A 26,576-nucleotide genomic window follows, 5' to 3' on the forward strand; every position below is an offset into this window, starting at 1 on the left:
GATGTACACTAAAGCTGAAAAAACTACTGAATTTATTATAGAGACCGTTGCGCCTATTTTTAATAAAAATGGATATGCAGCCACAAGCCTTAGTGATATTACAAAAGCAACAGGTTTAACCAAAGGAGCTATTTACGGTAATTTCAAAAATAAAGAAGAACTAGCCGTCGCTGCTTTTACCATGACAGTAAAAAGTATGCTCAGACGAATTACGGAGCATCAATCTTTAAGTAACTCACCAATCCAAAAACTCTTTTTAATCTCCGATTTTTATAGAAACTATTATAATTTCAGTCAGGAATTAGGAGGATGTCCAGTATTAAATATGGGCGTAGATGCTAAACACCAAAATTCAGCGCTTTTTAATTATGTTCAATACACCATAAACAAAATTCAAAATAATCTTGCATTACTAATTGATCAAGGAAAGGAATTACAGGAAATAAAACCCAATATAGACTCTCAATTATATGCCAAACGATTATACACTATGATTATTGGCGCCATATTTATGACACATACTATGGAAGATAATAGTTACTTATTACAAACTATGGATCAAATAGATACAATGATTCAATCCGAATTGAATCTCTAAATATTTTTTTAAACATTAATATACCAATCGGTATAAAACTTAAAAGTTATGACAACATTACCAAAAACCTTAGAAAGTAATGCTAAAATCAGATTTCAGCACTGCGATCCCTTCAACCACCTCAATAATGCTGAATATATAAACTATATGATTAATGCCAGAGAGGATCAAATCATAAGTAATTACAATTTAGATCTTTTTAAAATGGCCCGAACTCAAGGAATAAGTTGGGTAGTTGGAACAAATCAAATTGCTTATTTACGTCCTGCATTTCTTATGGAAGATATTATTATAGACTCTCAGCTTTTTTCCCTTACAGAAAATGAACTACATGTAGAGATACGCATGTGGAATCACGATAAAACCGAATTAAAAGCTGTGATGTGGAGTTCTTTTGTTCACTTTAATTTACTAAAACAAAAACGATGGAATCACACGAATGAATTGATGGAATTATTTACATCCATTGTAAATCCAATTAAATCACTTTCATTTAATGAAAGAATTTCTCAATTAAAACCACAAAAAGTGTAACATATCTTCTGGAGAGCAGTCTTATAATATACATCAATCAACAAAATCTAACCATTTATGAAAACTTCTGACAATCTTGGCTCCTCTCACAAGAAGAGAAGTTCTTATTTTTTTATTGCATTTTTTATAATTGCAATTTTATCCATGGCAGTAGTAGCCTGGAAATTAGGAGTGTTTGGATAATATTTTCAAAGTAATTTGAAAATATCAATATAAATCAAAGTCGTATTTCTTTATACTTGGGAAATACGACTTTTACTGCTTATTGTTATTTAAGAAATTAAATCAGGCCGATTTCAATTTTAATTAATGTATTTAGTTTTACATCCATAAAACATATTCCTTTTTACTAAATCACAGATATTCTATACTAAATGAAGATTAAGTTCGTTATGTGGAGATATTGTTAACCAGTTTTAATAACGTCTCAAACACACATCATGAAACTAAACTTTACACACTTAAAAACATCAAAAAAATCTTTTTTTCTTATTACCTGCACTTTATTTTTATTTTCATTTTTTAATTACACTATTGCTCAAACTCCCGTAGAAAGATATGGAAGACTACAAGTCAATGGAAGTCATGTTACTGCAGAAAACGGTGATAAAATAAGTCTAGCTGGTATGAGTCTTTTTTGGAGTAATGCCGGAGATGGAGGAGATTTTTATAATAGTCAAACAGTTAATCATCTTGCAGATGACTGGCAAAGTCCAATTATAAGAGCCGCACTTGGAGTAAAAGAAACCTGGGATGGAGGTACCGGATATATTGACAATACCGCTGCTCAAAAAGCCAAAATAAGAACAGTGATCGATGCTGCTATCGCCAAAGGAGTGTATGTAATTATCGATTGGCATACACATGCAGCAGAAGTATATACAGATGAAGCAGTTGCTTTTTTTACTGAAATGGCAGAATTATATGGATCTAATGATCATGTGATTTATGAAATTTATAATGAACCTATTAGTCAATCTTGGAATGATGTAAAAAGTTATGCTCAAGAAGTGATCACTGGTATTAGATCCAAAGATCCTGATAACCTTATTATTGTTGGTAGTCCAACTTGGTCTCAGGATGTAGATCAAGCTGCCGCGAATCCAATAACGGGAGATCCTAATTTAGCCTATACACTACACTTCTACGCTAATACACATAAACAATTTTTACGAGATCGTGCCTTAGCAGCTATGAATGATGGTATTGCTTTATTTGTAACCGAATGGGGAACTACGGATGCTAGTGGAGATGGTGGTTATAATCCTCAAGAATCTCAAATATGGATCGACTTTATGATTCAAAATAACATTAGTTACGTAAACTGGACGGTATCACATAAAAATGAAGATTCGTGTGTAGTAAGCCCAAATCAAGGATTACAAGGACTTCTTAATGGTAACTTAACTACATCTGGAACGTTTATAAGAAATCACATTCTTTCTAGAGCACAAACACTAAGTACAGATGATTTCGTAATTGGATCAGAGAAACTATCATTGCAACAAAATCCTGTAAAAAACATCCTATCTATTAACTCTTCTACTATCATCGATGACATTACAGTTTTTGATATGAATGGAAGGTCTGTACTCTCAAGAAATGTTAATCAAGATAATCCACAAATAGATATTACCACTTTAACAACTGGTAAATATATTTTACAAGTGAATGGCAATAATAGCAGTGCCACTACAAAATTTATAAAGATTTAAAGAGTACCATAACGCAAAAAAAGACCTTTCAGTTTTATAATTGAAAGGTCTTTTAACTTATCACACTAAAAAAAATCTCTAATTTCCAGCATTAGCACAATCCAAAGGCAAAAGTGCCAATTCATCTGCATATGCCAGTTCACTAGTACATTCTAAATCTCTATACTCCTCTACTGTATCCTTTATAGCTTGACAAGTTGTTTCATTCTGATCTGCTTCATATGCTTCTATAGCAGCTTCTACAGATAGTTGTAAAGCGTCTTCTGCTACGTCACAAGCTGCGTCTTCGACATCATCTCCATCACAAGAAATACAAAATGATCCAACTAATAATAAGGTAAAGATTGTTTTTTTCATCATTGTTTTTTTCATCATTGTTTTTTTAAAGTTATGATACAAATATCTTGTTTCGTACTACTAGTAAGTATCTCTAAAACAATTTTTCTTAACTCTATTCAATTTCATCAAAAATGCTATCACAACTAAACATATAAATAGTATTTTTGGATACCCTTGATATCATTACTATTATGCACTCCAAACTAAAATTACTCAGCATATTTATTTCTATATTTTTTTTTCTAGTTTCTTGCAAAAACACGAGTAAGAACTCTAATAAAAATAAAATCTTAATTAATTACTTAGACGAATATGTAATTTATAACGATACCATTTTTAACGAATCCAAAATAGGGGGATTATCAGGTATCGATTATAGCAAAGATGATAAATCTTATTACCTCGTATGTGATGATGCAAAAAAACCTAGATATTACAAGGCTTCTATTCTATTAGATAACAATCAATTTAATTCGGTGGAAATAAATGAAGTTGTAGAACTAAAAGACACAATACATCAATTTTTAAATAATAACATAATCGATTTAGAAGCTATCCGAACTTTTGGGAAAAACAAGCTAATATTCGCTAGTGAAGGTTCTATTAAGAACGACTATAATCCTTCTATTTTTATTACAGACCCATATGGGAATTACTCAGAAAGCTTTTCATTACCTACATACTTTTTAACGGACACAAATTCTAGAAATAGACCTAGACATAATGGTGTTTTTGAGGGACTAGCTGCAGATATTACAAATGATGGATATTGGGCAGCAATGGAACTTCCTTTAGAATTGGATGGTAATGAACCTACTTTTAATCATTCTGGAGCTCCTGTTAGAATTACTCATTTTAGTACGAAAACAAATCAAGCAGATTTTCAGTTTACTTATCCTTTGGATAAATTAACAAAAGATCCTAAAGGCAATTTTGGGGTAAATGGAATTACTTGTCTCCTACAATTATCCCAAAATGAATTTATTGTAATAGAACGAGCATATTCTGAAGGATATGGAACACAAGGAAATACGGTAAAAATATATCTTGCAAGTATTGAACACACCACGAATACTTTACCTTTCGATACGCTACAAAATAAAGAATATAAGGTAGCGAAAAAAGAACTACTTTTTGATTTTGAAACCGTTAGATCACAATTAACCAATAATATTTTGGATAATATCGAAGGCATAACACTCGGACCCATTTTGGAAAACGGAAATCAATCATTAATTTTAGTGGCGGATAATAATTTTAGTCCCATTTCAAAACAAATAAATCAATTAATCTTACTGGAACTAGTTAAACCATAATATTCTAACTTATGAAACTCAATATAACAATCTTTATCTTTTGTTTATTTTCTCTATACGGATATACTCAAGAAACCGATAAAGAAGCATCAACGACTACCTATATCTTGGTAAGGCATGCAGAAAAAGATCTAAGTAATCCAGAGAACAAAAACCCTGATTTAACCGAAGAAGGTATTTCAAGAGCTAATAGATTGGTAAAAATTTTAAAAGATATCCATATCGATATGGTCTATAGTACAGATTACAAAAGAACACTACAGACAGCTGCTCCAATAGCGAAGGACAGAAATATAGAAATTGCATTATACAATCCGAAGAAATCGTATGACGAAACTTTTAAGCAAAAAACGCAAGGAAAAACAACCGTAATTGTAGGACATAGCAATTCAACTCCAACCTTTGTTAATAAAATCATTGGACAGAAAAAATATAGCAGTATAGATGAAAAAGATTACAACAAACTATTTATCATTTCTTTACAAAAAGATGTGATAACAGATATGATACTTAATTTCGATTAGAATAAATTATTTTCATCATATACATAAATGTCTTTGAGTTCTATTTTGGACAATAGTTTTAACGCTCCCTTTTCAAAAAGTACATCTAAATCCGATAAGGGAGTTGACATATCATCTGTTTTGTAATTGTTGTAATCCACAAAACGAATATTTTTAATAACTCTATCGTTATATGCCTGTCTGAAACGTATTCCACCTCCATCAACGGCATATTTATAAGCGAGATAGTCTACAGTGAACTTTTCTTTATGAATCCAATATAAAAACTCATCTTCAAAATCTGTTCCTCCTCCTTCTTGATCAAAAGTTACTTTAATTTTATAATAGGGAAGATTATTAATTTTTGATTCACCCACTAACTCCTTATTCACAGCTGGAGCATTTAATCCATAGGGTAAATTAGCAAAATAATGAACCGAATTTACCCCATCGCTAATTTTGGTGATTAATGAATCTGCAACGTTAACAACACAGTTTTCTACAGATCTGGTCAAACCATCGTTCGCAACAATATCATGAACTATTCCTTCTTTACCAAAGATCTTTCTTTCTAAAAGATAATTCCCATGATCTCTTGTACTTATATATTCTTTATCTCTAAAATTGAAACGTATTTTAACGGCATCAAATTTAGCTCCTCCAGCTGCACTTATTGTTTTATCGATAATCTCTTGCGCAGAATATTGATCTACTAGAATATCAAAAGACATTAAAAACAATACCATTGTAAATAGTATGAACTTCTTCATAAAATCTTGATTTATTATTGTGCTAAAATACTTTTTACCAATTTCAAATTTGTAAGAGTTTTGTTAAACTAATATATGATTAGAAAGTTGCAAAACTAATATCTCCTAAGTCTATTCTTGAAAGTAAAACTTTCATAACAATACCTAATTTTAAGTTTATTTTTTTTTAAATCTTCAAAAAGATAATTAATTTGCAGTGCCTAAAATCTATGAACATTATGAAATATTTATTACTTTTTTTGGTTGGATTTGCTATCCAGCCAATACTAGCGCAAGATTCCGCTGCTTATGAAAAAGCTACAAAGGCTTTTCAGGAAAATTTCAATGCCCAAAATATAGATGCTGTTTTTGATTTGTACGCTACCGAAATGCAAGAGGAAATGACCAAAGAAGGAGTTACTCGTTTTATTAAAGGATGTCATTCGCAATTTGGAAATTTAAATACAGTAACTTTTATAGAATCTGCAGAAGGTATTAATAGTTACACAGCTGCTTTTGATAATATTAGTTTGGTTATGGAGTTAAAATTAAATCCTGACGGAAAAATAGCAACGATACAATTTCAAGAACCTTAAAAAAGATTCTAATCATATATTATAATTTACAAAGCTTTCTATATAGAAAGCTTTTGTATTTTTGTACTCTTTGCAAACATTCTGCATTACCATATGAACAAAAATAAAATCAATATACTAAACAGAAAGGCCAAATTCGAATATGAATTTTTGGATAAATATACTGCTGGAATCAAATTAGCAGGAACAGAAATAAAAGCAATTAGAGAAGGTAAAGCTGGTATTGCTGAAAGTTTCTGTGAGTTTCATAACGGAGGAGAACTTTTTGTAATCAACATGCATATAGAAGAGTATTCTCATGCTACTTATTTTAATCATAATCCAAAAAGTGAACGCAAATTATTATTAAATAAACAAGAATTAAAAAAGCTCGAAAAAGAAGTTAAAAATTCAGGACTCACCATTATCCCCACGCGACTGTTCATTAATGATAGAGGACTAGCTAAACTTGATATTGTACTCGCCAGAGGTAAAAAACTATACGATAAGAGAGAAACAATTAAAGATAGAGACAATAAACGCGCGCTGGATCGAATAAAAAAGAATTACAAGTAGCCTTCTACCACAGAAACTTTATACAAATTATTAATTTTTATTTTCTAATAAAGGTACAAAGCGGAATTCTCCAAACTCATGTTTCTCAAATTTGGTATCACTTTTTCGGATAAATAAAGTCATTATTTGCGGATCATTACCTACAGGAATAACCAACCTACCTCCTATTTCTAATTGAGCTAATAATGGCTTTGGAACATAAGGAGCACCAGCAGTAACTATAATCCCTTTATAAGGTGCAAATTCTTCTAATCCCTTATAACCATCTCCAAAAGATAAATGTTTCGGTCTATATCCTAATTTAGGCAAAAACAGCTTCGTCTTTTTAAACAATTCTTGCTGTCTTTCTATACTATAAACTTTACATCCTAGCTCACACAACACTGCTGTTTGATAGCCAGATCCAGTTCCTATCTCCAATACTTTATCTCCTCGTTCTACCTGTAATAGTTCTGATTGAAATGCAACCGTGTATGGCTGCGATATCGTTTGATCCGCTCCGATAGGAAAAGCTTTATCCTGATAAGCATGATCATCAAAACTAGAATCCATAAACAAATGTCTAGGAATAGTATTAATTGCTTCCAAAACGGATGTATCTTTAATGCCTTTACCAACTAATATATCAACTAGTTGCTTTCTCTTTCCAGCGTGTTTTAGCGTATCTTTAGATTTCATTAGGGTAGATTAACAGGCTAAAATTACATAAAGATTTTAAAGAATAAAGAAGAAACTTATCATTAAAATGAATATTTTTTATTTTAGATAGAATTAAGATTTAGAATTTATAAATAATACTATTTTTGTGTAAAATCTTTAATTATGCTCAAAGCCGGAGTACTTGGCGCAGGACACTTAGGTAAAATCCATTTACGTCTCCTAAAACAATCCGAAAATTACGAACTCGCTGGTTTCTACGATTCCAGTGAAAAACAAGCAAAATCAATTTCCGAGGAATTTGGTTACACACTTTTTAACTCTGTCGAAGAATTAATAGAGGCTGTAGATGTAGTAGATATCGTAACACCTACTTTTGCTCATTTTGATGTTGCCAAAAAAGCTATAGAAGCAGGAAAACATGTTTTTATAGAAAAACCAATAACCAATACCGTAGAAGAAGCTGAGAAGCTTATTGCATTAGCAAAAGCTCATAATGTCAAAGGACAAGTTGGACATGTAGAACGTTTTAATCCTGCCTATACCGCTGTTGCTGATAAAATAGTTAATCCTATGTTTATCGAAGCGCACAGACTTGCAGAGTTTAATCCTAGAGGAACAGATGTACCTGTGGTTTTAGATCTTATGATTCATGATATTGACGCAATTCTAAGTGTCGTTCATTCTGAAGTAAAACATATTAGCGCAAGCGGTGTATCTGTAATTAGTGAAACACCTGATATTGCCAATGCTAGAATAGAATTTGAAAACGGTTGTGTAGCCAACCTCACAGCTAGTCGTATTTCTCTTAAGAATATGAGAAAAGCAAGATTCTTTCAGAAAGATGCTTATATCTCCGTGGACTTCTTTGAAAAGAAATGTGAAGTAGTAAAAATGAAAGATGCTCCAGAGAATCCTGGAGATTTTGATATGATTTTGCAAAATGCAGAAGGTGTTAAAAAGCAAATTTACTTTGATAACCCTGAAATCCCTTCTAATAACGCCATATTAGACGAATTAGATACTTTTGCAGAAGCTATACAAAATGACACAACACCTATTGTTTCCCTTACTCAAGGTAAAAAAGCATTAGAAGTAGCATTAAAAATAATTGAGTGTTTCAGGCACTAAATATCAATCCATAAAAAAAGCATAAACAAACAACATCTCATTCACTAGTTATTAGTGAAAAATTATAACTATAATACATGAAAAACGTAGCAGTAATCGGTGCGGGAACAATGGGAAATGGAATTGCCCATACTTTTGCACAAAAAGGTTTTAAAGTTCAATTAATAGACATCTCTCAGCAGTCATTGGATAAAGGATTGGCAACAATCACAAAGAATCTAGATAGAATGATCGCTAAAGAAAAAATTTCTGAAGCGGATAAAGAAGCCACTCTTGGAAACATTTCTACTTACACTAGTATAAGAGAAGGAGTAGAATATGCTGGACTTGTAGTAGAAGCTGCTACCGAAAATGTAGAGTTAAAACTAAATATCTTCAGAGAATTAAGTGACGCTTGCCCAGAAGATACAATATTGGCGACCAATACATCTTCAATTTCTATTACTCAGATTGCTGCGGTTACTAACAGACCCGACATGGTAATCGGAATGCATTTTATGAATCCTGTTCCGATAATGAAATTAGTAGAAATCATTAGAGGTTATAATACTTCTGATGAAGTGACCAATACTATTATGGAAATGTCAAAAACTTTAGGTAAAGTACCTGTAGAAGTAAATGATTATCCAGGATTTGTAGCTAACAGAATTCTAATGCCAATGATCAATGAGTCTATAGAGACATTATACAACGGTGTTGCTGGAGTATCAGAAATTGATACTGTGATGAAATTAGGTATGGCACACCCGATGGGTCCGTTACAATTAGCAGATTTTATAGGATTAGATGTATGTCTATCCATTTTAAATGTAATGTATGATGGATTTAAAAATCCTAAATATGCACCTTGCCCATTATTAGTTAATATGGTAATGGCTGGTAAATTAGGAGTAAAAAGTGGAGAAGGTTTTTATGATTACTCAGAAAGCCGAAAAGCTGAAAAAGTAGCTAAACAATTCTTATAGGATATAGTATCAATTCATATAAAAATACTTGTCAATGAAAACTATTTTATACACAACTTTCATTTTGGCAAGTATTTTTTTGTCTAAAGATATTCTCCATACAAGAGAATTTTCGGATGGTAGAAATACTACCAAAGGATCGCAAAACAAATTCCATAAATATGATTCTATTTTCGCAAAGCATCCAGAATTCATTGCCAAAAGCTTTGATTTCCCTGTTGGGAAGCCTAGTGCTAAAGGATATTATAATGCACAAGGGTTTCAAGTAAATTATCATTTAGGTGATGACTGGAATGGTGTTGGCGGTGGTAATTCGGATCTTGGAGATCCCATATATTCAATTGGTAATGGATATGTATCATTTGCGTCAAATATTGGTGGCGGATGGGGAAATGTAATTCGCGTTATCCATAAATATAAAGATGCATATTATGAATCGGTATATGCGCATTGCGAGTCCATTAAAGTTAGTAAAGGAGATTTTGTAAAAAAGGGGGAACTAATTGGAACCATTGGTAATGCAGATGGAACTTATTTAGCACATTTGCACTTAGAGATTAGAGATGATATCTTTATGGACATCGGTCCAGGATATTCTGACAATACCGAGGGATATTTAGATCCTACCAAATTTATTAACGAACATTAAAACAACCACCCATGAAAAGATCTTATTTTCTTGTAATGTCTGCATTAGTATTTATTGTTTTTTCTTGTAAACAAAAGCAACAAAACGAACAAACAGATGACTTCAATACTGAAACTGAAGGTTATCAAATTGTTGGAAACCTGAAAAACATACCTGATAGCACTTGGATTTATATTAATAAAGACAATAAAATCGTAGATTCCACGCAGATTATAGGAGAAAAATTCGAATTTACGGGATCTGTAGATGAACCTTCCTCGTTTTTCATGATGGTGGGTAAAACAAGAAAGCCTGAATTATTTGTAGCTTGGGTTGAAAATCAAAGAATGACTATTGAAGGAGAAAAAGGAAACATACGAAATGTAAAAATTTCTGGTAGTAACACTCATAAAGAATATGATATTTTAAAACAGAGAACGGATAGTCTGGAAGCTACTTTTGAAAATGTAATAAGTCAATTTCAAAATCCAGATTTTGAAAAAATGAAACCGGAAGACAGAAATATCTTAATAAAAAAACAGAATGACATTTTAAAATCAATAGATCAAGCAGGTCAAAACTTCGTTAAAGAATATCCAGACTCCTATGTAAGTATTTCTAAACTTAATGATAATGGACCAAATTGGGGAAAAGAAGTTATAAAAACCCTCTATAAACCTCTAACAAAACGAATTAAAGAATCAAAATATGGGCAATCCGTCAAACATTTTATTTCACTTCCTGAAGTACCAAAAATTGGAGAAAAATTTATTGACTTTGAGTTAGTAGATATAAATGAAAAATCGATAAAAATTTCAGATGTAAAATCAAAATATGCTTTGATAGAATTCTGGGCTTCATGGTGCTATCCATGTAGAAAAGAAAACCCTAATCTTATAAAAACATATAATACTTATAAAGACAAAGGTTTCGAAATCATTGGAGTATCCATCGATAATGATAAGAAAAATTGGATTGATGCGATTAAAAAAGATTCTCTTCCTTGGAAACAAGGAGTTGACCTAAAAGGCTTCAAAAGTGATATTGCTTTAACATATGGAATCAACGGAATACCTGATAACTTCCTTATTGACGAACAAGGAATAATCGTCGCAAAAACATTAAGAGGAAATGCCCTAGAAAACAAATTAAAAGAGTTATTCACTGAATAAACTAAAATCTATCATAACACATCTATAAATGGCAAAAATTCATCCTTTCAGAGCCGTAAGACCGACTAGAGATAAGGTAAGTCTGATTGCCTCTCGCTCCTATCAAAGTTATACTCCAGAAGAAAGAGATTCGAGAATGGACTACAACCCCTACTCTTTTCTTCATATTGTAAATCCAGGTTACAAATATCATAAAGAGATTTCTGGAGAAGAACGTTATAAATTAGTACGTAATCGGTATTTAGAATTCAAAGAAGATGAGATTTTTATTCAAGATAATACGCCATGTTATTATGTGTATAAGATTGTAAATCGAGAACAAGAGTCTTTTTCAGGAATTATTGCAGCTGCAAGTGCTACAGACTATGAAAATGATATCATTAAGAAGCATGAAGATACCTTAGCCGATAGAGAAAGTACTTTTAAACAATACCTAAAAACAGTAGGATTTAATGCAGAACCTGTATTACTAACATATCCAGATAATGATGATATCACAAGTATCATTGAAAAAGTGATTAAAGAAAGAGCTGAATATGAATTTACTACTACATACAGAGATACTCATTATCTATGGAAAGTAGCTGATCCAACCAACATCGAGCAACTAAAATTTGCATTCGAGGGTATGAAAACCATCTATATCGCAGACGGACATCATAGATCGGCCTCATCTTACCTACTGGCAAAAGATCTTTCTAAAGAAAACCAAGAACATAAAGGTATAGAACCCTATAACTTTTTCATGAGTTACTTAATTCCGGAATCTGACTTAAAAATTTATGAGTTTAATAGATTAGTCAAAGATCTAAACGGACTGTCTAAAGAAGAGTTTTTGATACGGTTAGATGAATGGTTTAGAATAGAAAATAGAGGAATAGAAGTATACAAACCTTCTAAACCTCATCACTTTAGTATGTACCTAGATGGTGAGTTCTATTCTCTATATCTTAGAAAAACCATTTACGAATTTACAGATGCTCTGGCAGAATTGGATGCACAAGTATTATTTAAGACTGTATTAGAACCAATATTGGGTATTAAAGACCTTAGAACCGATACCAGAATAGAATATTCTCATGGTAAAAACGATATTGTATACGTAAAAAGTAAAGTAGATCTAGGAGAGTTTGAAGTTGGTTTTGGTTTATTTCCTGCCACAGTAGATCAAATGAAAAAAATTGCGGATCAAGGTTTAAAGATGCCTCCAAAAAGCACTTACATTGAACCCAAATTACGAAGTGGAATTACCATTTATGAATTCTAATTTGTAATTATTATTTACTATTTACTAAAACTAAATACAACCTCTCATTTCTCTAAATTTAGGTATATTTACGGCTTATGAATTCTATTGCGGAAAACTTAAAGCACATTGAAAATACACTTCCTAGTGGAGTAACTCTTGTGGCAGTATCTAAGACAAAACCTATTCCTAATCTTATGGAGGCCTATAATGCTGGGCAACGTATTTTTGGAGAAAACAAAATTCAGGAAATGACCCAAAAATGGGAAGAAATGCCAAAAGATATTTTGTGGCATATGATTGGTCATGTTCAGACGAATAAGGTGAAATATATGGCTCCTTATGTGGATACTATCCATGCAGTAGATAGCTTAAAACTTTTAAAAGAAATCAATAAACAAGCACTTAAACATAATCGAAAAATCAATTGCTTACTACAAATTAAGATCGCTGAAGAAGAGAGTAAATTTGGATTAAGTGAAAACGATGCGATAGACCTCTTAAAATCTGAAGAAGTACAAAAACTAAGAAACGTAAAAATTAAAGGTCTTATGGGAATGGCAACTTTTACTGATGATTCTAATCAAATTAAAAACGAGTTCGATAAAATTCAGGTACTTTTTAAACAACTAAAAACTACATTTACAGAATTTGATACTTTATCAATTGGTATGAGTGGTGATTATAAAATTGCCATGGATTGCGGCAGCACTATGGTAAGGATTGGAAGCTCTATTTTTGGAGCAAGAAACTATTCAATTTAAAAACACTATTTTAGGTCATTATTAGATAAATTTAGACTACCCCACCCAGTAACGTATGATGTACGCGATTTTAGATATAGAAACTACAGGAGGAAAATATAATGAAGAAGGAATTACAGAAATTGCGATTTATAAATTCGACGGGCATAAAGTTGTAGATCAGTTTATAAGCCTTATTAATCCAGAAAAACCTATTCAACCATTTGTTGTAAATCTTACTGGTATCAACAATAAAATGCTACGTAATGCACCAAAGTTTTATGAAGTTGCCAAAAGAATTGTAGAGATTACTACTGATTGTATTATCGTAGCACATAATGCCTCTTTTGATTATAGAGTATTAAGAACTGAATTTGATAGACTTGGTTATGAATACGAACGTCAATCTTTATGCACTGTAGAGCTTTCTCAAAAACTTATTCCCGATCAAAAATCATATAGTTTGGGTAAATTAGTTAGAAGTTTGGGCATAGCCATTTCTGACCGACACAGAGCCACAGGAGATGCACAAGCAACCGTAAAACTCTTTAAATTATTACTTTCTAAAGATGTTGAAAAAACAATACTAAAAGAAACGGTAAAACTAGATACTAAGAAAAAGGTAAATGATAAATTACTTCGACTTATAGAAAACTTACCTTCTGCAACTGGCGTATATTATATACATCGCAAAGATGGAGGAATCATATATATTGGTAAAAGTAAGAATATAAAGAAGCGTGTTACACAACATTTTACCAATGAAAATAGGAAATCAAGAAAGATTCAGGAAGAAGTTATCAATGTAACTTATGAAATTACAGGTAGTGAATTAGTTGCCCTATTAAAAGAAAATGAGGAAATAAAACGTAACAAACCCAAATACAATAGAACGTTTAAACGAACTAAATTCAATCAGGCGCTTTATGAATTTACGGACGAAAATGGATATTTAAATCTTCAGGTAAAAAAGGTAGATCGTCGTAAAAAGAGTATTACCACTTTTACCAATAGACAGCAGGCCAAATCATTTATGTATCGCTGGGCAGAAGAATATAATTTATGCTTACGGTACCTGGATCTTGACAATAATAATGAAAAGTGTTTTAAAAATGCAACCCAAAAATGTAATGGAGCTTGCATCCAAGAAGAATCAATAGACACCTACAACGACAGAGTGCGAGAACTAATATTCAAACATACTTTTAGAAATAAAAACATGATGATTATTGATAGAGGTCGTGATATTGATGAACAGAGTGTTATTTTGATTGAAGAAGGTAAATTTATGGGTATTGGTTATTTTAATCTTAATCATCAAATTAATAATATCAATATTCTAAAATCTATAATCACTCCCATGGAGCATGATAGAGATGCTCAGCATATTATCCAGAGTTACACAAGACAACATAAAAGACTGAAAGTTGTCCCTTTGGATAAAAATAAAAGTAACTCCTAAGGGTAACATTTCTTTAAAACAAGCTACTATATATAAAAGTACCATTATGTTTCGATCATTTTTGATTACTGCTATTCTATTATCTTCATTTTTCTGTACCTCTCAAGAAAATTACAACTCCAAAAATTTAATTGTTAGTAAAGCTGATCTTAAAGGAACTATTTATAAAAAAGACACAACGGCTAATGCATTCTATATATATGAAAAAGGATATAGTAGAATCGAAAATAGCGGAAACTATGGCTTATTAACCGATTATAGTGGAAAAATAAAGATTTTAAATCAAGAAGGGTTTGATAGTAGTATTTTCGAAATATTACTTTATAATAATAAAAGTAAAAAAGAAATCTTTAGAGATCTTGTAGCATACACTTATAATTTAGAAGATGATAAAATAGTAAAAACGAAACTAGAAGAAGACAAAATATATACAGAAAAATACAATGAACACTACACGCTTGTAAAATTTACCTTCCCAAATATAAAACCAGGCTCTGTTCTCACCTATTCCTATCAAACAGAATCGCCATTCACTTTTAATTTTAATGGATGGGATTTTCAGGACGATATTCCCAAGTTGCATAGCGAATACGTAGCAGACTTGCCAGGCAACTATGTATATAATATAAGATTAGTGGGTACACAACCATTAGATACAGAGGATAACTCTATAAAAAAGGGCTGTTTTGATATTGGATATGGAAGAGTTGCTGATTGTGCGCATAGTAGATATGTGATGAAAAATATTCCGGCTTTCAAAAAGGAAAAATTTATGACTGCCAAAAAAAATTATTTTTCCAGAATAGAGTACGAATTAAAGGAATTTAAGGGTTTTGATGGTATCAATAAAAAATATACAGAAACTTGGGAAAATGTCGACAAAGAATTAAGAACCGAAAAAACAATTGGACAACAACTAAAAAAGATTAAAGCTACCAAAAATATTCTTCCTGTTTCACTTGCTAATATGCCTCTAAATTTAGAAAAAGCAAAAGCCATTTTTAGATATATTACGAATAATTATAGCTGGAACGAGGAGTACAAAATTTTTAATGACGTAGACATTAAACAAATTCTTAAATCCAAAACTGGCAACGTTACTGAAGTAAACACTTTACTACATAATGTCTATAAACAACAAGGGTTTACTGTGTTACCCGTATTATTATCTACGAGAGAAAATGGTTATGCTACTAAAATCCATCCTATTCTTTCTGATTTCAACTATCTGATTGTACAATTAGAAATTGATCAAAAGAAATATTTACTAGATGCTACTGAGAAAACCTTACCCTTTGGCGAAATCCCATTTAGATGTTTAAACCAATATGGTAGACTCTTAGATTTTAAAAATGGAAGTTCTTGGATAGATATTAAACCTAAAAAACGTTCTTCCTATTATTATAGAGAAAAACTCATATTAACGGAAGATATGAGTATCCAGGGAAATGGAAAATATACCTATATAGGCTATCACGCATATAATAATAGAAAATTTTTAGATCGAGTTGGCAAAGAAAAATACGTTCAAAAAATGATGGATATCGATGAAAATTTATCTATCGTAAAAGCCGAACTCCAAAATGCTAATGAGTTAGATAAACCTTTTATAGAAGAAGTAGCATTTACCAAAATACCTGAAAAGATAGATGACATCATTTATATAAAACCATTTACTAGAATATTTTTTCAGGAAAATCCATTTAAATTAAACGAGAGAACCTATCCTGTAGACTTCGGTTATAAAGATACTCTTACTTATATCACCTATATAGAAGTTCCTGATAATTATCAATTTATAGATATTCCTAAAAGTAAGAACTATGCGTTGCCAGGAAAATCTGGAAAACTTGGGTTAGATTTCAAATTACAAGATAACACATTGATCATCAGTCATACTGTTATCCTATTATCATCGTATTATCCAGTGGATTATTATAGCGCATTAAAAGAATTCTTCAATCTAATTGTAGATATGGAAACCAACACCTTAATAGCCATCAAAAAAACAAGTTAATTTTTTAGTATTTTCGCTAAAACATTCAATTTTGAAGGATACTTCCAAAAATAAAAACTGGAAACATCAATTACATGAGGTAATTTATGAAGCAGACACAAGAGCCGGTAAAACTTTTGATCTGATCATTCTTATTATCATCCTTGCCAGTATTGTACTGGTCATGTTAGAAAGTGTATCGTATATAAATGATAAATATGCTTCATTATTCAATATCTTAGAATGGATTATTACAATTGTATTTACCATCGAATATTTTTTAAGAATTATTGCAATAAATAAGCCTAGAAAATACATTTTTAGCTTTTATGGGGTCATTGATTTACTATCTACAATTCCAAAATATCTTTCCATTCTATTCGTCGGTACTCATGCGTTGGTAGCGCTAAGAGCGCTTCGCTTACTAAGAGTTTTTAGGATTTTGAAATTAGCTCGTTTTATAGGAGAATCTAATAATCTTGTAAAAGCATTAAAAGCTAGCAGAGCTAAAATATCGGTTTTCTTATTTGCGGTATTAATTGTTGCCATAATTTTAGGAACTGTTATGTATTTGGTAGAAGGTCCAGAGCATGGCTTTAACAGCATACCAAGAAGTGTTTATTGGTGTATCGTAACACTTACTACAGTAGGATATGGAGATATCTCACCAGAAACACCATTAGGTCAATTCATCGCATCTATTGTTATGGTTCTAGGTTATGGTATTATAGCAGTACCTACGGGTATTGTTAGTGCAGAATATACGCAACAAATAAAAAAGAATCCAATCAATCTAAACACCCAGCATTGCTCAAATTGTCTAGAGAGCAATCATTTAGACAATGCCAAATTCTGTCATAAATGTGGACACACCTTATTCAATGATTAATAATACTCTTATCGTAGTAGTTGGTCCTACCGCCATTGGAAAAACTAGTTTAAGTATCGAACTAGCGAAACATTTTAATTGTGAAATTGCATCTGCAGATAGCAGACAATTTTATAAAGAAATGCGAATTGGTACCGCTGTACCCAGTGCTGAAGAATTACTACAAGCCAAACATCATTTTATACAACACAAAAGTATTCATGAAAATTACTCGGTTGGAGATTTTGAAAAAGACGCAATTAACAAGTTAGAATCTCTATTTGCCACTAACAATTATGCTATTTTAGTGGGAGGATCTGGATTGTATGTAGATGCAGTTACCAAAGGATTAGACAACTTTCCTGAAGTTCCAACTGATGTTAGAGAGCAACTACAAAGAGCCTACAAAGAAGAAGGCATTGTCTATTTACAAAATCAGTTGAAAAAACTAGATCCTGTTTATTACGAAAAAGTTGACATTCATAATACACATAGAGTAATGAGAGCTCTAGAAATATGCATTAGTACTAATAAACCATATTCTTCTTTTATTACTCAGCCAAAAAAGAAACGGCCTTTTAAAATTATTAAAATCGGAATCACTGCAGAACGACCAACTATATATGATAGAATTAATCAAAGAGTTGATATTATGCTAGAAGAAGGATTGCTAACTGAGGTAAAGAGCTTATATCCTTTTAAAGAACTCAATGCGCTTAATACTGTAGGCTACAAGGAGATTTTTAATTACATGGACGGTATTTGGGATCTAGACTTTGCTATTTCTGAAATCAAAAAAAACACAAGACGTTTTGCCAAAAGACAACTCACCTGGTTTAGAAAAGATGAAGAAATACATTGGTTTGATTATGTAGCACCCAGAGAGCATATTATAGAAACAATTCAAAATTTTAGTCAAAATAAAAACAACTGAAACTAAAGAAAAATATTTAACCTATTAGTTTTTATTGAAACAAAACTATTAGATACTTATTCATGTATAGATATATAAAAACCGCTTTAGTTATTGTTCTAAAGCGGTTTTAGTATATAGATAATAATTTTATTACCGTTATTGAGATCGGTTTTTATGATTCGTCACTACGAACTACTAACCTAAATCCTTCTCCGTGAATATTTAAAATTTCCACGTTTTCGTCTTTCTTTAGGTATTTTCTAAGTTTAGCAATATATACATCCATACTTCGAGAAGTAAAGTAATTATCATCTCTCCATATTTTAGTTAATGCCAATTCTCTAGGCATTAAGTCATTTAGATGTAACGCTAACAATCGTAATAATTCATTTTCTTTAGGGGATAACTTTATCGGATCTTCTTCTCTAAAAGTTAAAAATCTTAATTTTGAATTTAAGTGGAAACCACCGATTTTAAATTCAAATTGCTTACTATCTGCAACAGACTCAGTTGTTTTACGCTGCATTATAGCTTGTATTTTCATTAAAAGCACTTCACTATCAAAAGGCTTATTAAGATAATCATCTGCTCCTACCTTGTATCCCTTTAGAACATCCTCTTTCATTGCTTTCGCTGTTAAGAAAATGATAGGAACTTCTTCATTCTTATCTCTTATTTCTTTTGCCAAAGTAAATCCATCTTTATAAGGCATCATTACATCAAGGATACACATATCATAGTCGTCCTTTTTAAATTTTTCGAAGCCTTCCATACCATTTTTAGCATGTACAACATCATAATCGTTCATAACAAGATAATCCTTTAGTACGGTACCAAAGTTTGGATCATCTTCTACAAGCAAAATCTTTTTGTTTTCTGTTTCCATAATTTAAGATATTAACGGTAATTTAGTTATAAATGTGGAGCCTTTTCCCCTTTCGCTCTCCACCCAAATTTGACCATGATGGTCATCTATTATTCGTTTTACGTAAGTTAATCCAAGTCCATGTCCTTTCACGTTGTGTAAATCTCCTGTATGCTCTCTAAAGAACTTTTCGAAGATTTTCTTCTGCGCCACTTTACTCATTCCTACTCCTTGATCACGTATTTTAAGGACAATACTATTTTTTATATTTTCTGTGTAGATATCAATCTTTGGTGCTCCTTCGGAGTACTTGATTGCATTATCTAACATGTTAACCACCACATTCGTCATATGACTATCATTAGCCAAAATAGAAGATTTTAACGCTCCTAAATGCGTTTTTATATACCCTTCTCTATTTTCGACTATTAAAGAAACATGAGTTATAGCATCTTCTATAATATCATGTAGCTCTAGCCTTTCTTTCTTTATATTTAACTCATTCTTCTCTAATTGAGAGATTCTTAAAACATTCTCTACTTGCGTAAGCATCCTTTTGTTTTCCTCTCTAATCATGCTCATATAACGCTTTCGCTTTTCTGGATCATCCGAAATTTTTGGATTCTTAATAGCATCAAGTGCTAAATTTATTGTAGCAATTGGTGTTTTAAGCTCATGAGTCATATTATTGATGAAATCCGTTTTTATTTGCGATATCTGACGTTGCTGTAACAGCTGTGACAATGCACTCGAATAAGCTACTACAATAACCAACGTAAAAATAATTGACAAAATTGCCATTCCTTTTATTGTCGATAAAATATACCTATTCTTACCTGTAAAGTTTACATATAATTGATACAAGCTAGAACCATCTTCATTATTAACAAAAAGAGGCACGGCAAACGTATTCCCATCACTTTCTGTGGCACTAAAATCTTCAGAACGTACTCGAGTAGTCAATGCATTACTGTATATAGCATACTCAAAATCAACTTTCATATCTCTCTCAGCTAACTCTTTTTTCAGCAATCTTTCTACCTCTTCTTTCTTTACTCTCCTATGAATAGGAATAAAATTAGCCAGCTGATCTATAACAATTTCATAATCTCTTCTTTGCAAATCAGTAAGCGTACTTAGTCTATCCAGTTTTGATTTTGATCTTTGCTTTGTTTGATAAGCTTTTTTCTTATCATCGATGATTTCTGCATTTCGATTTAAAATATCCTTCAACCTTACGGTATCAATATTAAAATCTATAAAAGAAGAAAATAACTTAGAATCTTCTTCCAGAACACCATCGCCAAAAGCAAATGACCCTTTGTCAAAACCTATGTCTAAGAGCTGCTGTATTGTTTTGCTATCAGGTTGTTTTATACTATCCAAAATCTCTTGTAACGGATAGTACATTTCTTCGAATTCCCTATATTCAATTTTATTGGAAACAGATATTAAAATTTGCTTTGCATTGAAAGAGAACTGTTCTCTATTGTTCTCTACCGTATTCTGAATCCAATATCCCTGAACAAAAATAATCCCGATTAATGATAAACTCATTAAGAGGATCAGCAATGCGAATAACCTTTTATTCATAGGTCAAAAGTAAGACTTTAACATTTAGCTACTTTAGGGTTTAACCAAATGTTAACAAAATGAAAGATTGTGAAAATTACCCAATCAAAGAATGAGTTTATTATGGATTTTATTAACTTGAAGCCAAGTTTTCTCTAAATCTGTATTTTTTATTACAAAATCTGCTAACGGAATCTTCTGAACATCTGTCCATTGATTTTTTAGTCTCTCTAGAACCTTCGATTTCGTCGTGTGATCTCGTTTTATAACTCGATTTATTCTTATTTCTTCTGGAGCTGTAACCAGAATTGTATAATCACATTTCTTATAACCACCATTTTCAAATAGAATAGCTGCTTCTTTAATTACATAGTTTGATTCTTGCCTATTCTTCCAAGATAAAAAGTGATTTGCAACTGCAGGATGTACAATGGCATTCAGTTTTTCTAATAATTTATTATCATTAAAAACAAGATCTGCTATATAATTTCTATTCAATTGATTATCCACATATGAATCTTCCCCTAATAGCGCCACAATCTGATTTTTGACTTCTACATCGTCATGCATCAATTTTTTCGCTTCATCATCTGCTATATAGATTGGAACTTCAAGTTTTGCAAACATTTTTGCAACTGTAGATTTTCCACTACCAATACCACCTGTTAATCCGACTACCTTCACTTTTTTATGTTTCATCAATGTATATTCAGAAAATACAAATGTGCTATATACTAATTAAGAATTACAAATTGCACTTGTTTATCTTGTAATCTTACGTCATGTATCGATTCTGGCATATCTACTAATTCCAAAATCAAATAGGGACTATCAGCAGACACCTTATTATAATCAGCAAGAACTTTAAAATCTCTTAAACTGATTTCGTTATACTTATCGAGTCCTACTCTATACACAACTTTAACTTCTTTTGGAAAAATTTTAATTTCTTTTCCTTCAGGTACATTCATCAGAGTAATTGGGATTTCCTGACTCCCTTCGGTAAACTTACTTACAGCAATACTTGCATCCACTTCATTTGGAGCAACTACTACTCTCGATGGCAGACTGTCTGTTTTTATTGCCAAAGTGGTTTTATAATCTGTATTTAAACCTTCTAACTTTAGGTCTTCAGTAGTAACATAACTTATGGTATCAATAGTATTTTTGGGCCCATTTATTTTCACCGAATCTGGCATAAGAACCACTCCTTTATCACTTCCGTAACCTGCTGCATACTGTAATTCTTTAGATACCTTTACTGGAATCATTTTTTCTAAATTTACATCTAGCTTAATTCGCAATGTATCCTTTTCTGAAGAAAGAATCCTACCTTTAAAATTCAATTTTTCTTTTAATGATTGATCGGCTTTATTTACATAAAAGTAATATTCATTTTCCGAGGTTTCAATCGCTTTTGAAATATCAAGTTGTAGTTTAGGCTTGCTCCAAGTATGATTGATAAGTCTAAATCCATTGCCATTAAGTGTTAATTTTAATGTCTGATCACTTCCTTCATGCAAAATTCTGTCTTTAGGAAGATTTATATATTGAATATCGACTTCTACTTCTTCAGTATAATTTTTAGAAAACTGTATAAACAACCAAAGAATAGAAGTAAAAACCAAGAAGAAAAGAAATGTTTTTACATTATTTCTTTTTAAAGAAAATCGACTTAATTTATTTTTGGACATATTTTGTTACTTTGAAAAAAACAGCTTTTTAAACTTTTGCTCTGGACTCTTTTTCAATAGATGAATATAATAATAAGATTTTAGGAATCCTTTTCCATACCCATAAAACTGAACAAATACTGCTATTACTGCTTGTATTCCAATAGAAAAGCTTCTATAACTTAGGGTCGCATTGATCAAAATGATCCCAAAATACACTCCCAATAAAGCTATAAAATACCAATATCCTACTAATAAAGACAACAAAGAGAATATCGTGTAGCCCAAAAATAAGGTCGGAAACCAATAGGTAATTTTAGCTGTTTCGGGATGCCATAAATTAAGAATAGGACGAACTTTCCCAAATTTATTAACTTGAATATAAAATTTATTCCAAGAAATTCTTCTTTTGTGAAATACTTTTGCTTCTGGAATCAAAGCGGTTTCATACCCCAACTTCCACAATCTAATGGTAAGATCAGGATCTTCTCCTGGATGAATATTCCCAAAACCTTTTGAAGACTCAAATGCCTCTTTGGAGATTCCCATATTAAAGCTCCTAGGCTGAAACTTACCTACATTTTTCTTTCTTCCTCGTATTCCACCAGTAGTAAGATATGAAGTCATACTAAAACTGATAGCTTTCTGAAGATCTGAGAAATCTCTATGAGCATCATCAGGTCCTCCAAAACAATGGACAAATTTATGAGAAAGAAATTCATCTACCTTTTTTAAATAGTCAACAGGCAAAATAACATCGCTATCCAATATCAGGAAATAGTTTCCCTTTGCCTTTTGCATCCCAAAATTTCTAGAATCACCAGGTCCTGTATTTGGTTTTTGATAATAACTTATCTGTAATTTATCCGTGTATGATGCTATTACATTTTCCGAAGTTTCTGATGAGCCATCCTCTACAATAACAATTTCATAAGATTTCGAATAATCTAACATTGTCATGCTATCCAATAATTCATCTATTTCATTGGGCCTATTAAATACAGGTATGATGAAAGAAAAAGAAACACTCATTAGACAAAGGTAAATAAATAGGTTTGTTTGATACGTTTAGGTTGTGGTTCAAAACTAAAAAAGCTTAATTCTCGTCGAATTAAGCTTTCATAATCCATCATGGATTAGATGATAGTTTTATTCTTCATCTACAAATTTCTCCATCACCATTTGGCTCACTCCCATATTAGAGAAACCTCCATCGTGATATAGATTTTGTAGTGTAACTTTTTTAGTAAGATCAGAAAATAAGGTAATGGTATAATCTGCACAATCATCAGCAGATGCATTCCCTAATGGTGACATTTTATCAGCATATTCGATAAATCCATCAAACCCTTTTACTCCTTTACCTGCTGTTGTAGGAGTAGGAGATTGAGAAATGGTATTTACTCTTACTTTTTTATCTCTTCCGAAGAAGTATCCAAAACTTCTTGCAATCGATTCTAGATATGCTTTATTATCAGCCATATCATTATAATCAGGAAAAACACGCTGCGCTGCCATATAGGTTAAAGCTACGATACTTCCCCATTCATTCATCGCTTCTTTTTTGTAAAGCGTCTGCATAGTTTTATGAAAAGATAAGGCAGATACATCCCATCCTTTTCCACTCCAATCATAATTTAAATCTGTATAATGACGTCCCTTTCTAACATTTACGGACATTCCTATTGAGTGTAATACAAAATCTAGTTTTCCGCCTAAAATCTCCATTGATTTCTCCACTAGATTTTCTAAATCTTCTATGGAAGTAGCGTCTGCAGGTATAATCTCAGAATTTGTTTTTTCTGCTAATTGCTTAATTGCGCCCATTCGCATAGCAACTGGAGCATTAGTAAGCACAAAACTTCCTCCTTCTTCATAAACACGTTCTGCTGTCTTCCAAGCGATTGAATTCTCATCCAACGCACCGAATATAATTCCTTTTTTGCCTTTTAATAAATTGTATGACATTTAATCCTAAATTATAAAATGATTTATGAGTGGTAAAGATAACAAAACGACTGTAATCAAAATGACACTCTACCTATTTTCGTATTAATTATGTAATAATGATTTTGCGTGTGTTAAAGCAGAATCAGAAACTTGCTTACCTCCAATCATTTCAGCAATTTCTCGTATTCTATCTTCTTCGTTTAACAATTTCAATCTTGTTACCGTAACATTATTTACGTCTTCTTTAAAAACTTTATACTGTTTATTACCATTAGCGGCTATTTGTGGTAAATGCGTGATACTAAAAACCTGAAGATTCTTACTCATCGTCATCATCAAATCAGCCATTTTATGAGCTATTTCTCCAGAAACACCCGTATCAATTTCATCAAAAATTATTGTAGGTAATTGAGTATATCTAGAAAGAATAACTTTAATACCTAACATAATTCTGGATAATTCTCCTCCTGATGCTACTTTCTTCAGCTCTCCATAAGTACCTCCTTTATTAGCAGAAAACAAAAACTCCAATTCTTCTTTTCCATTAGAAAGATATTTCTCTTGTAGTAACAAAGACGTTTTGAAAGTTGCGTTAGGCATTCCTAAACCTTTTAAAATACCTTCCAGCTCTGTCACTAATTTTGGTAGTGCTTTCTTTCTTTTTGAATGTATTCTTTCTGCAACCTCATCCAACTGCTTTTTAATAGTCTCTATTTCTTTTTGGATACCTTCTATATCATCAGAAAGTGATTCGGTTTTAGAAACTTTTTCTTGTAATTCTTCTTGGATTGTTAGTAACTCTTCTATTGAAGAAACTGTATGCTTTGTCTGAAGATTATGTATAATCTGTAATCGATTACTAACTTCTTCTAATTGTTCTGGATCGGCATCCAGTTTTTCTAATTCATTTTGCAATGAATCATTTACATCCTCTAGCTCTATATATACACTTTCAACTCTATCGGATAATTCTTTTAGACTACTAGAATACGATGCAATTTTAGAGAGATTGTTTTTTACGGTATTCAAAAGATCCGAAATTCCGATTTCCTCAGAAGAAACCAAAGACACAGCGTTAGATAATCGTTCTTGTATTTCTTCAATATTAATCAACGTCTCATGACGTTCTTCTAATTGTGCTAATTCTCCGGATTGCAGCTTTGCCTCAACCAATTCGTTTAACAAAAAGGAATTATAATCATGTTCCCTTGTTAATTCATGCTGACTTTCCAGCAATGTTCTTTGCTCTTTTTCTTTTATTTTTAGGAGAGACAATCCTCTTTTATAAGATTCTATTTCTCTTCCTGCATCTGACAATGCATCGAGTACTTCAAATTGAAAGTCATTTGTAGTTACTTCTAATGTCTGATGTTGACTATGAATATCAATCAACCGAAGTCCTAACTTGTTCAACGAACTTAACGTTACTGGAGTATCATTAATAAAAGCTCTGGATTTACCTGATGGTAATATTTCTCTTCTGATTATTGTTTCGATTTCATAATCCAAATCTTCTTCTTCAAAAAGAGAAGCTAAATCATACTTTTCTATATCAAAAACACCTTCTATAGTACATTTATTAGCGCTATCTTTTATACTAGACAGATCTGCACGTTTACCAAGCAAGAGACCTAAAGCTCCTAATAACAAAGATTTACCAGCACCAGTTTCTCCGGTTATAGTTGTCAAACCAGTATCAAATGAAACTTGTAACTGTTCTATTAAAGCGAAGTTTTTTATTGAAAGACTTCTAAGCAAAGGATAATACTATTTTGTGATTTATTAAAGGAAGTAAAGATACTATAGTTTTAAAAAGATTTCAATGAC

Annotated in this window: 28 protein-coding genes; 18 read left to right on the forward strand and 10 right to left on the reverse strand. The window is 31.6% G+C overall.

The window, feature by feature from the left end; genetic code table 11:
* Position 1 precedes the first annotated feature (1 nt).
* The 4 genes from ACWNT5_RS21630 (at position 2) to ACWNT5_RS21645 (ending at position 2,847) form a co-directional block, all read left to right on the forward strand.
* A complete protein-coding gene (locus ACWNT5_RS21630) occupies positions 2 to 598 on the forward strand; it encodes a TetR/AcrR family transcriptional regulator (protein ID WP_299602384.1) in 597 nt (198 codons plus the stop codon).
* Between the two features lie 48 nt (positions 599 to 646).
* Positions 647 to 1,132: an acyl-CoA thioesterase gene (locus ACWNT5_RS21635; RefSeq protein ID WP_299602386.1), complete on the forward strand. Its 486-nt coding sequence runs from the start codon at positions 647 to 649 to the stop codon at positions 1,130 to 1,132.
* A gap of 57 nt (positions 1,133 to 1,189) precedes the next feature.
* The gene (locus ACWNT5_RS21640; RefSeq protein WP_299602388.1) at positions 1,190 to 1,315 is read left to right on the forward strand and encodes a hypothetical protein; all 126 of its coding nucleotides are present in this window, start codon (positions 1,190 to 1,192) and stop codon (positions 1,313 to 1,315) included.
* A gap of 257 nt (positions 1,316 to 1,572) precedes the next feature.
* Positions 1,573 to 2,847, forward strand: coding sequence for a cellulase family glycosylhydrolase (locus ACWNT5_RS21645; protein ID WP_456518550.1), 1,275 nt, complete (start codon positions 1,573 to 1,575; stop codon positions 2,845 to 2,847).
* Between the two features lie 78 nt (positions 2,848 to 2,925).
* On the opposite strand, the gene ACWNT5_RS21650 is transcribed toward ACWNT5_RS21645, so the two are convergent.
* Complete coding sequence (locus tag ACWNT5_RS21650) at positions 2,926 to 3,204, reverse strand: hypothetical protein (RefSeq protein WP_299602392.1); 279 nt, start codon at positions 3,202 to 3,204, stop codon at positions 2,926 to 2,928.
* 146 nt (positions 3,205 to 3,350) lie between these two features.
* Between ACWNT5_RS21650 and ACWNT5_RS21655 the strand changes: the two genes are divergently transcribed.
* Positions 3,351 to 4,502: an esterase-like activity of phytase family protein gene (locus ACWNT5_RS21655; protein WP_456518551.1), complete on the forward strand. Its 1,152-nt coding sequence runs from the start codon at positions 3,351 to 3,353 to the stop codon at positions 4,500 to 4,502.
* An 11-nt stretch (positions 4,503 to 4,513) separates the two neighbouring features.
* Entirely contained in the window at positions 4,514 to 5,026 is a 513-nt protein-coding gene (locus tag ACWNT5_RS21660) for a SixA phosphatase family protein (protein ID WP_456518552.1), read from the forward strand.
* Here ACWNT5_RS21660 and ACWNT5_RS21665 read toward each other — a convergent pair.
* The gene (locus ACWNT5_RS21665) at positions 5,023 to 5,775 is read right to left on the reverse strand and encodes a DUF6503 family protein (RefSeq protein WP_456518553.1); all 753 of its coding nucleotides are present in this window, start codon (positions 5,773 to 5,775) and stop codon (positions 5,023 to 5,025) included. The two genes, ACWNT5_RS21660 and ACWNT5_RS21665, sit on opposite strands and share 4 nt — an antisense overlap.
* Before the next feature lie 218 nt (positions 5,776 to 5,993).
* Here ACWNT5_RS21665 and ACWNT5_RS21670 point away from each other — a divergent pair, with 218 nt between their 5' ends.
* Both ACWNT5_RS21670 and smpB read left to right on the forward strand, forming a co-directional pair.
* Positions 5,994 to 6,350, forward strand: coding sequence for a DUF3887 domain-containing protein (locus ACWNT5_RS21670; protein ID WP_299602400.1), 357 nt, complete (start codon positions 5,994 to 5,996; stop codon positions 6,348 to 6,350).
* A 93-nt stretch (positions 6,351 to 6,443) separates the two neighbouring features.
* A complete protein-coding gene (gene smpB / locus ACWNT5_RS21675) occupies positions 6,444 to 6,905 on the forward strand; it encodes an SsrA-binding protein SmpB (protein ID WP_299602401.1) in 462 nt (153 codons plus the stop codon).
* 30 nt (positions 6,906 to 6,935) lie between these two features.
* On the opposite strand, the gene ACWNT5_RS21680 is transcribed toward smpB, so the two are convergent.
* Positions 6,936 to 7,583: a protein-L-isoaspartate(D-aspartate) O-methyltransferase gene (locus ACWNT5_RS21680; protein ID WP_299602403.1), complete on the reverse strand. Its 648-nt coding sequence runs from the start codon at positions 7,581 to 7,583 to the stop codon at positions 6,936 to 6,938.
* A 144-nt stretch (positions 7,584 to 7,727) separates the two neighbouring features.
* Here ACWNT5_RS21680 and ACWNT5_RS21685 point away from each other — a divergent pair, with 144 nt between their 5' ends.
* From ACWNT5_RS21685 to miaA, 10 genes are all read left to right on the forward strand, one after another.
* On the forward strand, positions 7,728 to 8,693 hold the full coding sequence (locus ACWNT5_RS21685) for a Gfo/Idh/MocA family protein (protein WP_456518554.1): 966 nt from the start codon (positions 7,728 to 7,730) through the stop codon (positions 8,691 to 8,693).
* A gap of 77 nt (positions 8,694 to 8,770) precedes the next feature.
* Positions 8,771 to 9,658, forward strand: a complete 888-nt coding sequence (locus ACWNT5_RS21690; protein WP_456518555.1) for a 3-hydroxybutyryl-CoA dehydrogenase — start codon at positions 8,771 to 8,773, stop codon at positions 9,656 to 9,658.
* Positions 9,659 to 9,692: 34 nt separating this feature from the next.
* The gene (locus ACWNT5_RS21695; RefSeq protein ID WP_456518556.1) at positions 9,693 to 10,307 is read left to right on the forward strand and encodes a M23 family metallopeptidase; all 615 of its coding nucleotides are present in this window, start codon (positions 9,693 to 9,695) and stop codon (positions 10,305 to 10,307) included.
* An 11-nt stretch (positions 10,308 to 10,318) separates the two neighbouring features.
* Positions 10,319 to 11,458, forward strand: a complete 1,140-nt coding sequence (locus tag ACWNT5_RS21700) for a TlpA disulfide reductase family protein (RefSeq protein WP_299602412.1) — start codon at positions 10,319 to 10,321, stop codon at positions 11,456 to 11,458.
* 28 nt (positions 11,459 to 11,486) lie between these two features.
* Positions 11,487 to 12,725 carry a DUF1015 domain-containing protein gene (locus tag ACWNT5_RS21705; protein ID WP_299602414.1) on the forward strand — a complete coding sequence of 413 codons (1,239 nt, stop codon included), beginning with the start codon at positions 11,487 to 11,489 and terminating at the stop codon, positions 12,723 to 12,725.
* 77 nt (positions 12,726 to 12,802) lie between these two features.
* The gene (locus tag ACWNT5_RS21710; RefSeq protein ID WP_299602416.1) at positions 12,803 to 13,468 is read left to right on the forward strand and encodes a YggS family pyridoxal phosphate-dependent enzyme; all 666 of its coding nucleotides are present in this window, start codon (positions 12,803 to 12,805) and stop codon (positions 13,466 to 13,468) included.
* 58 nt (positions 13,469 to 13,526) lie between these two features.
* The gene (locus ACWNT5_RS21715) at positions 13,527 to 14,909 is read left to right on the forward strand and encodes an exonuclease domain-containing protein (RefSeq protein ID WP_299602604.1); all 1,383 of its coding nucleotides are present in this window, start codon (positions 13,527 to 13,529) and stop codon (positions 14,907 to 14,909) included.
* A 46-nt stretch (positions 14,910 to 14,955) separates the two neighbouring features.
* Entirely contained in the window at positions 14,956 to 16,926 is a 1,971-nt protein-coding gene (locus ACWNT5_RS21720; RefSeq protein WP_299602419.1) for a hypothetical protein, read from the forward strand.
* Between the two features lie 31 nt (positions 16,927 to 16,957).
* A complete protein-coding gene (locus ACWNT5_RS21725; RefSeq protein WP_299602421.1) occupies positions 16,958 to 17,794 on the forward strand; it encodes an ion transporter in 837 nt (278 codons plus the stop codon).
* Complete coding sequence (gene miaA, locus ACWNT5_RS21730; RefSeq protein ID WP_456518557.1) at positions 17,787 to 18,707, forward strand: tRNA (adenosine(37)-N6)-dimethylallyltransferase MiaA; 921 nt, start codon at positions 17,787 to 17,789, stop codon at positions 18,705 to 18,707. Before ACWNT5_RS21725 ends, miaA begins: the two co-directional genes overlap by 8 nt.
* A 154-nt stretch (positions 18,708 to 18,861) precedes the next feature.
* Here miaA and ACWNT5_RS21735 read toward each other — a convergent pair whose 3' ends face one another.
* From ACWNT5_RS21735 to recN, 7 genes are all read right to left on the reverse strand, one after another.
* Entirely contained in the window at positions 18,862 to 19,575 is a 714-nt protein-coding gene (locus ACWNT5_RS21735; protein WP_299602427.1) for a response regulator transcription factor, read from the reverse strand.
* Between the two features lie 3 nt (positions 19,576 to 19,578).
* A complete protein-coding gene (locus ACWNT5_RS21740) occupies positions 19,579 to 21,147 on the reverse strand; it encodes a sensor histidine kinase (RefSeq protein ID WP_456518558.1) in 1,569 nt (522 codons plus the stop codon).
* Between the two features lie 84 nt (positions 21,148 to 21,231).
* Complete coding sequence (gene coaE, locus ACWNT5_RS21745; RefSeq protein ID WP_456518559.1) at positions 21,232 to 21,810, reverse strand: dephospho-CoA kinase; 579 nt, start codon at positions 21,808 to 21,810, stop codon at positions 21,232 to 21,234.
* 50 nt (positions 21,811 to 21,860) lie between these two features.
* Entirely contained in the window at positions 21,861 to 22,820 is a 960-nt protein-coding gene (locus tag ACWNT5_RS21750; protein ID WP_456518560.1) for a CdaR family protein, read from the reverse strand.
* 6 nt (positions 22,821 to 22,826) lie between these two features.
* On the reverse strand, positions 22,827 to 23,831 hold the full coding sequence (locus ACWNT5_RS21755; protein ID WP_456518561.1) for a glycosyltransferase: 1,005 nt from the start codon (positions 23,829 to 23,831) through the stop codon (positions 22,827 to 22,829).
* A gap of 117 nt (positions 23,832 to 23,948) precedes the next feature.
* Positions 23,949 to 24,767, reverse strand: a complete 819-nt coding sequence (locus ACWNT5_RS21760; RefSeq protein ID WP_299602437.1) for an enoyl-ACP reductase FabI — start codon at positions 24,765 to 24,767, stop codon at positions 23,949 to 23,951.
* 84 nt (positions 24,768 to 24,851) lie between these two features.
* The gene (recN, locus tag ACWNT5_RS21765; RefSeq protein WP_456518562.1) at positions 24,852 to 26,507 is read right to left on the reverse strand and encodes a DNA repair protein RecN; all 1,656 of its coding nucleotides are present in this window, start codon (positions 26,505 to 26,507) and stop codon (positions 24,852 to 24,854) included.
* Positions 26,508 to 26,576 lie beyond the last annotated feature (69 nt).

Source organism: Aquimarina sp. 433 (assembly GCF_054054605.1).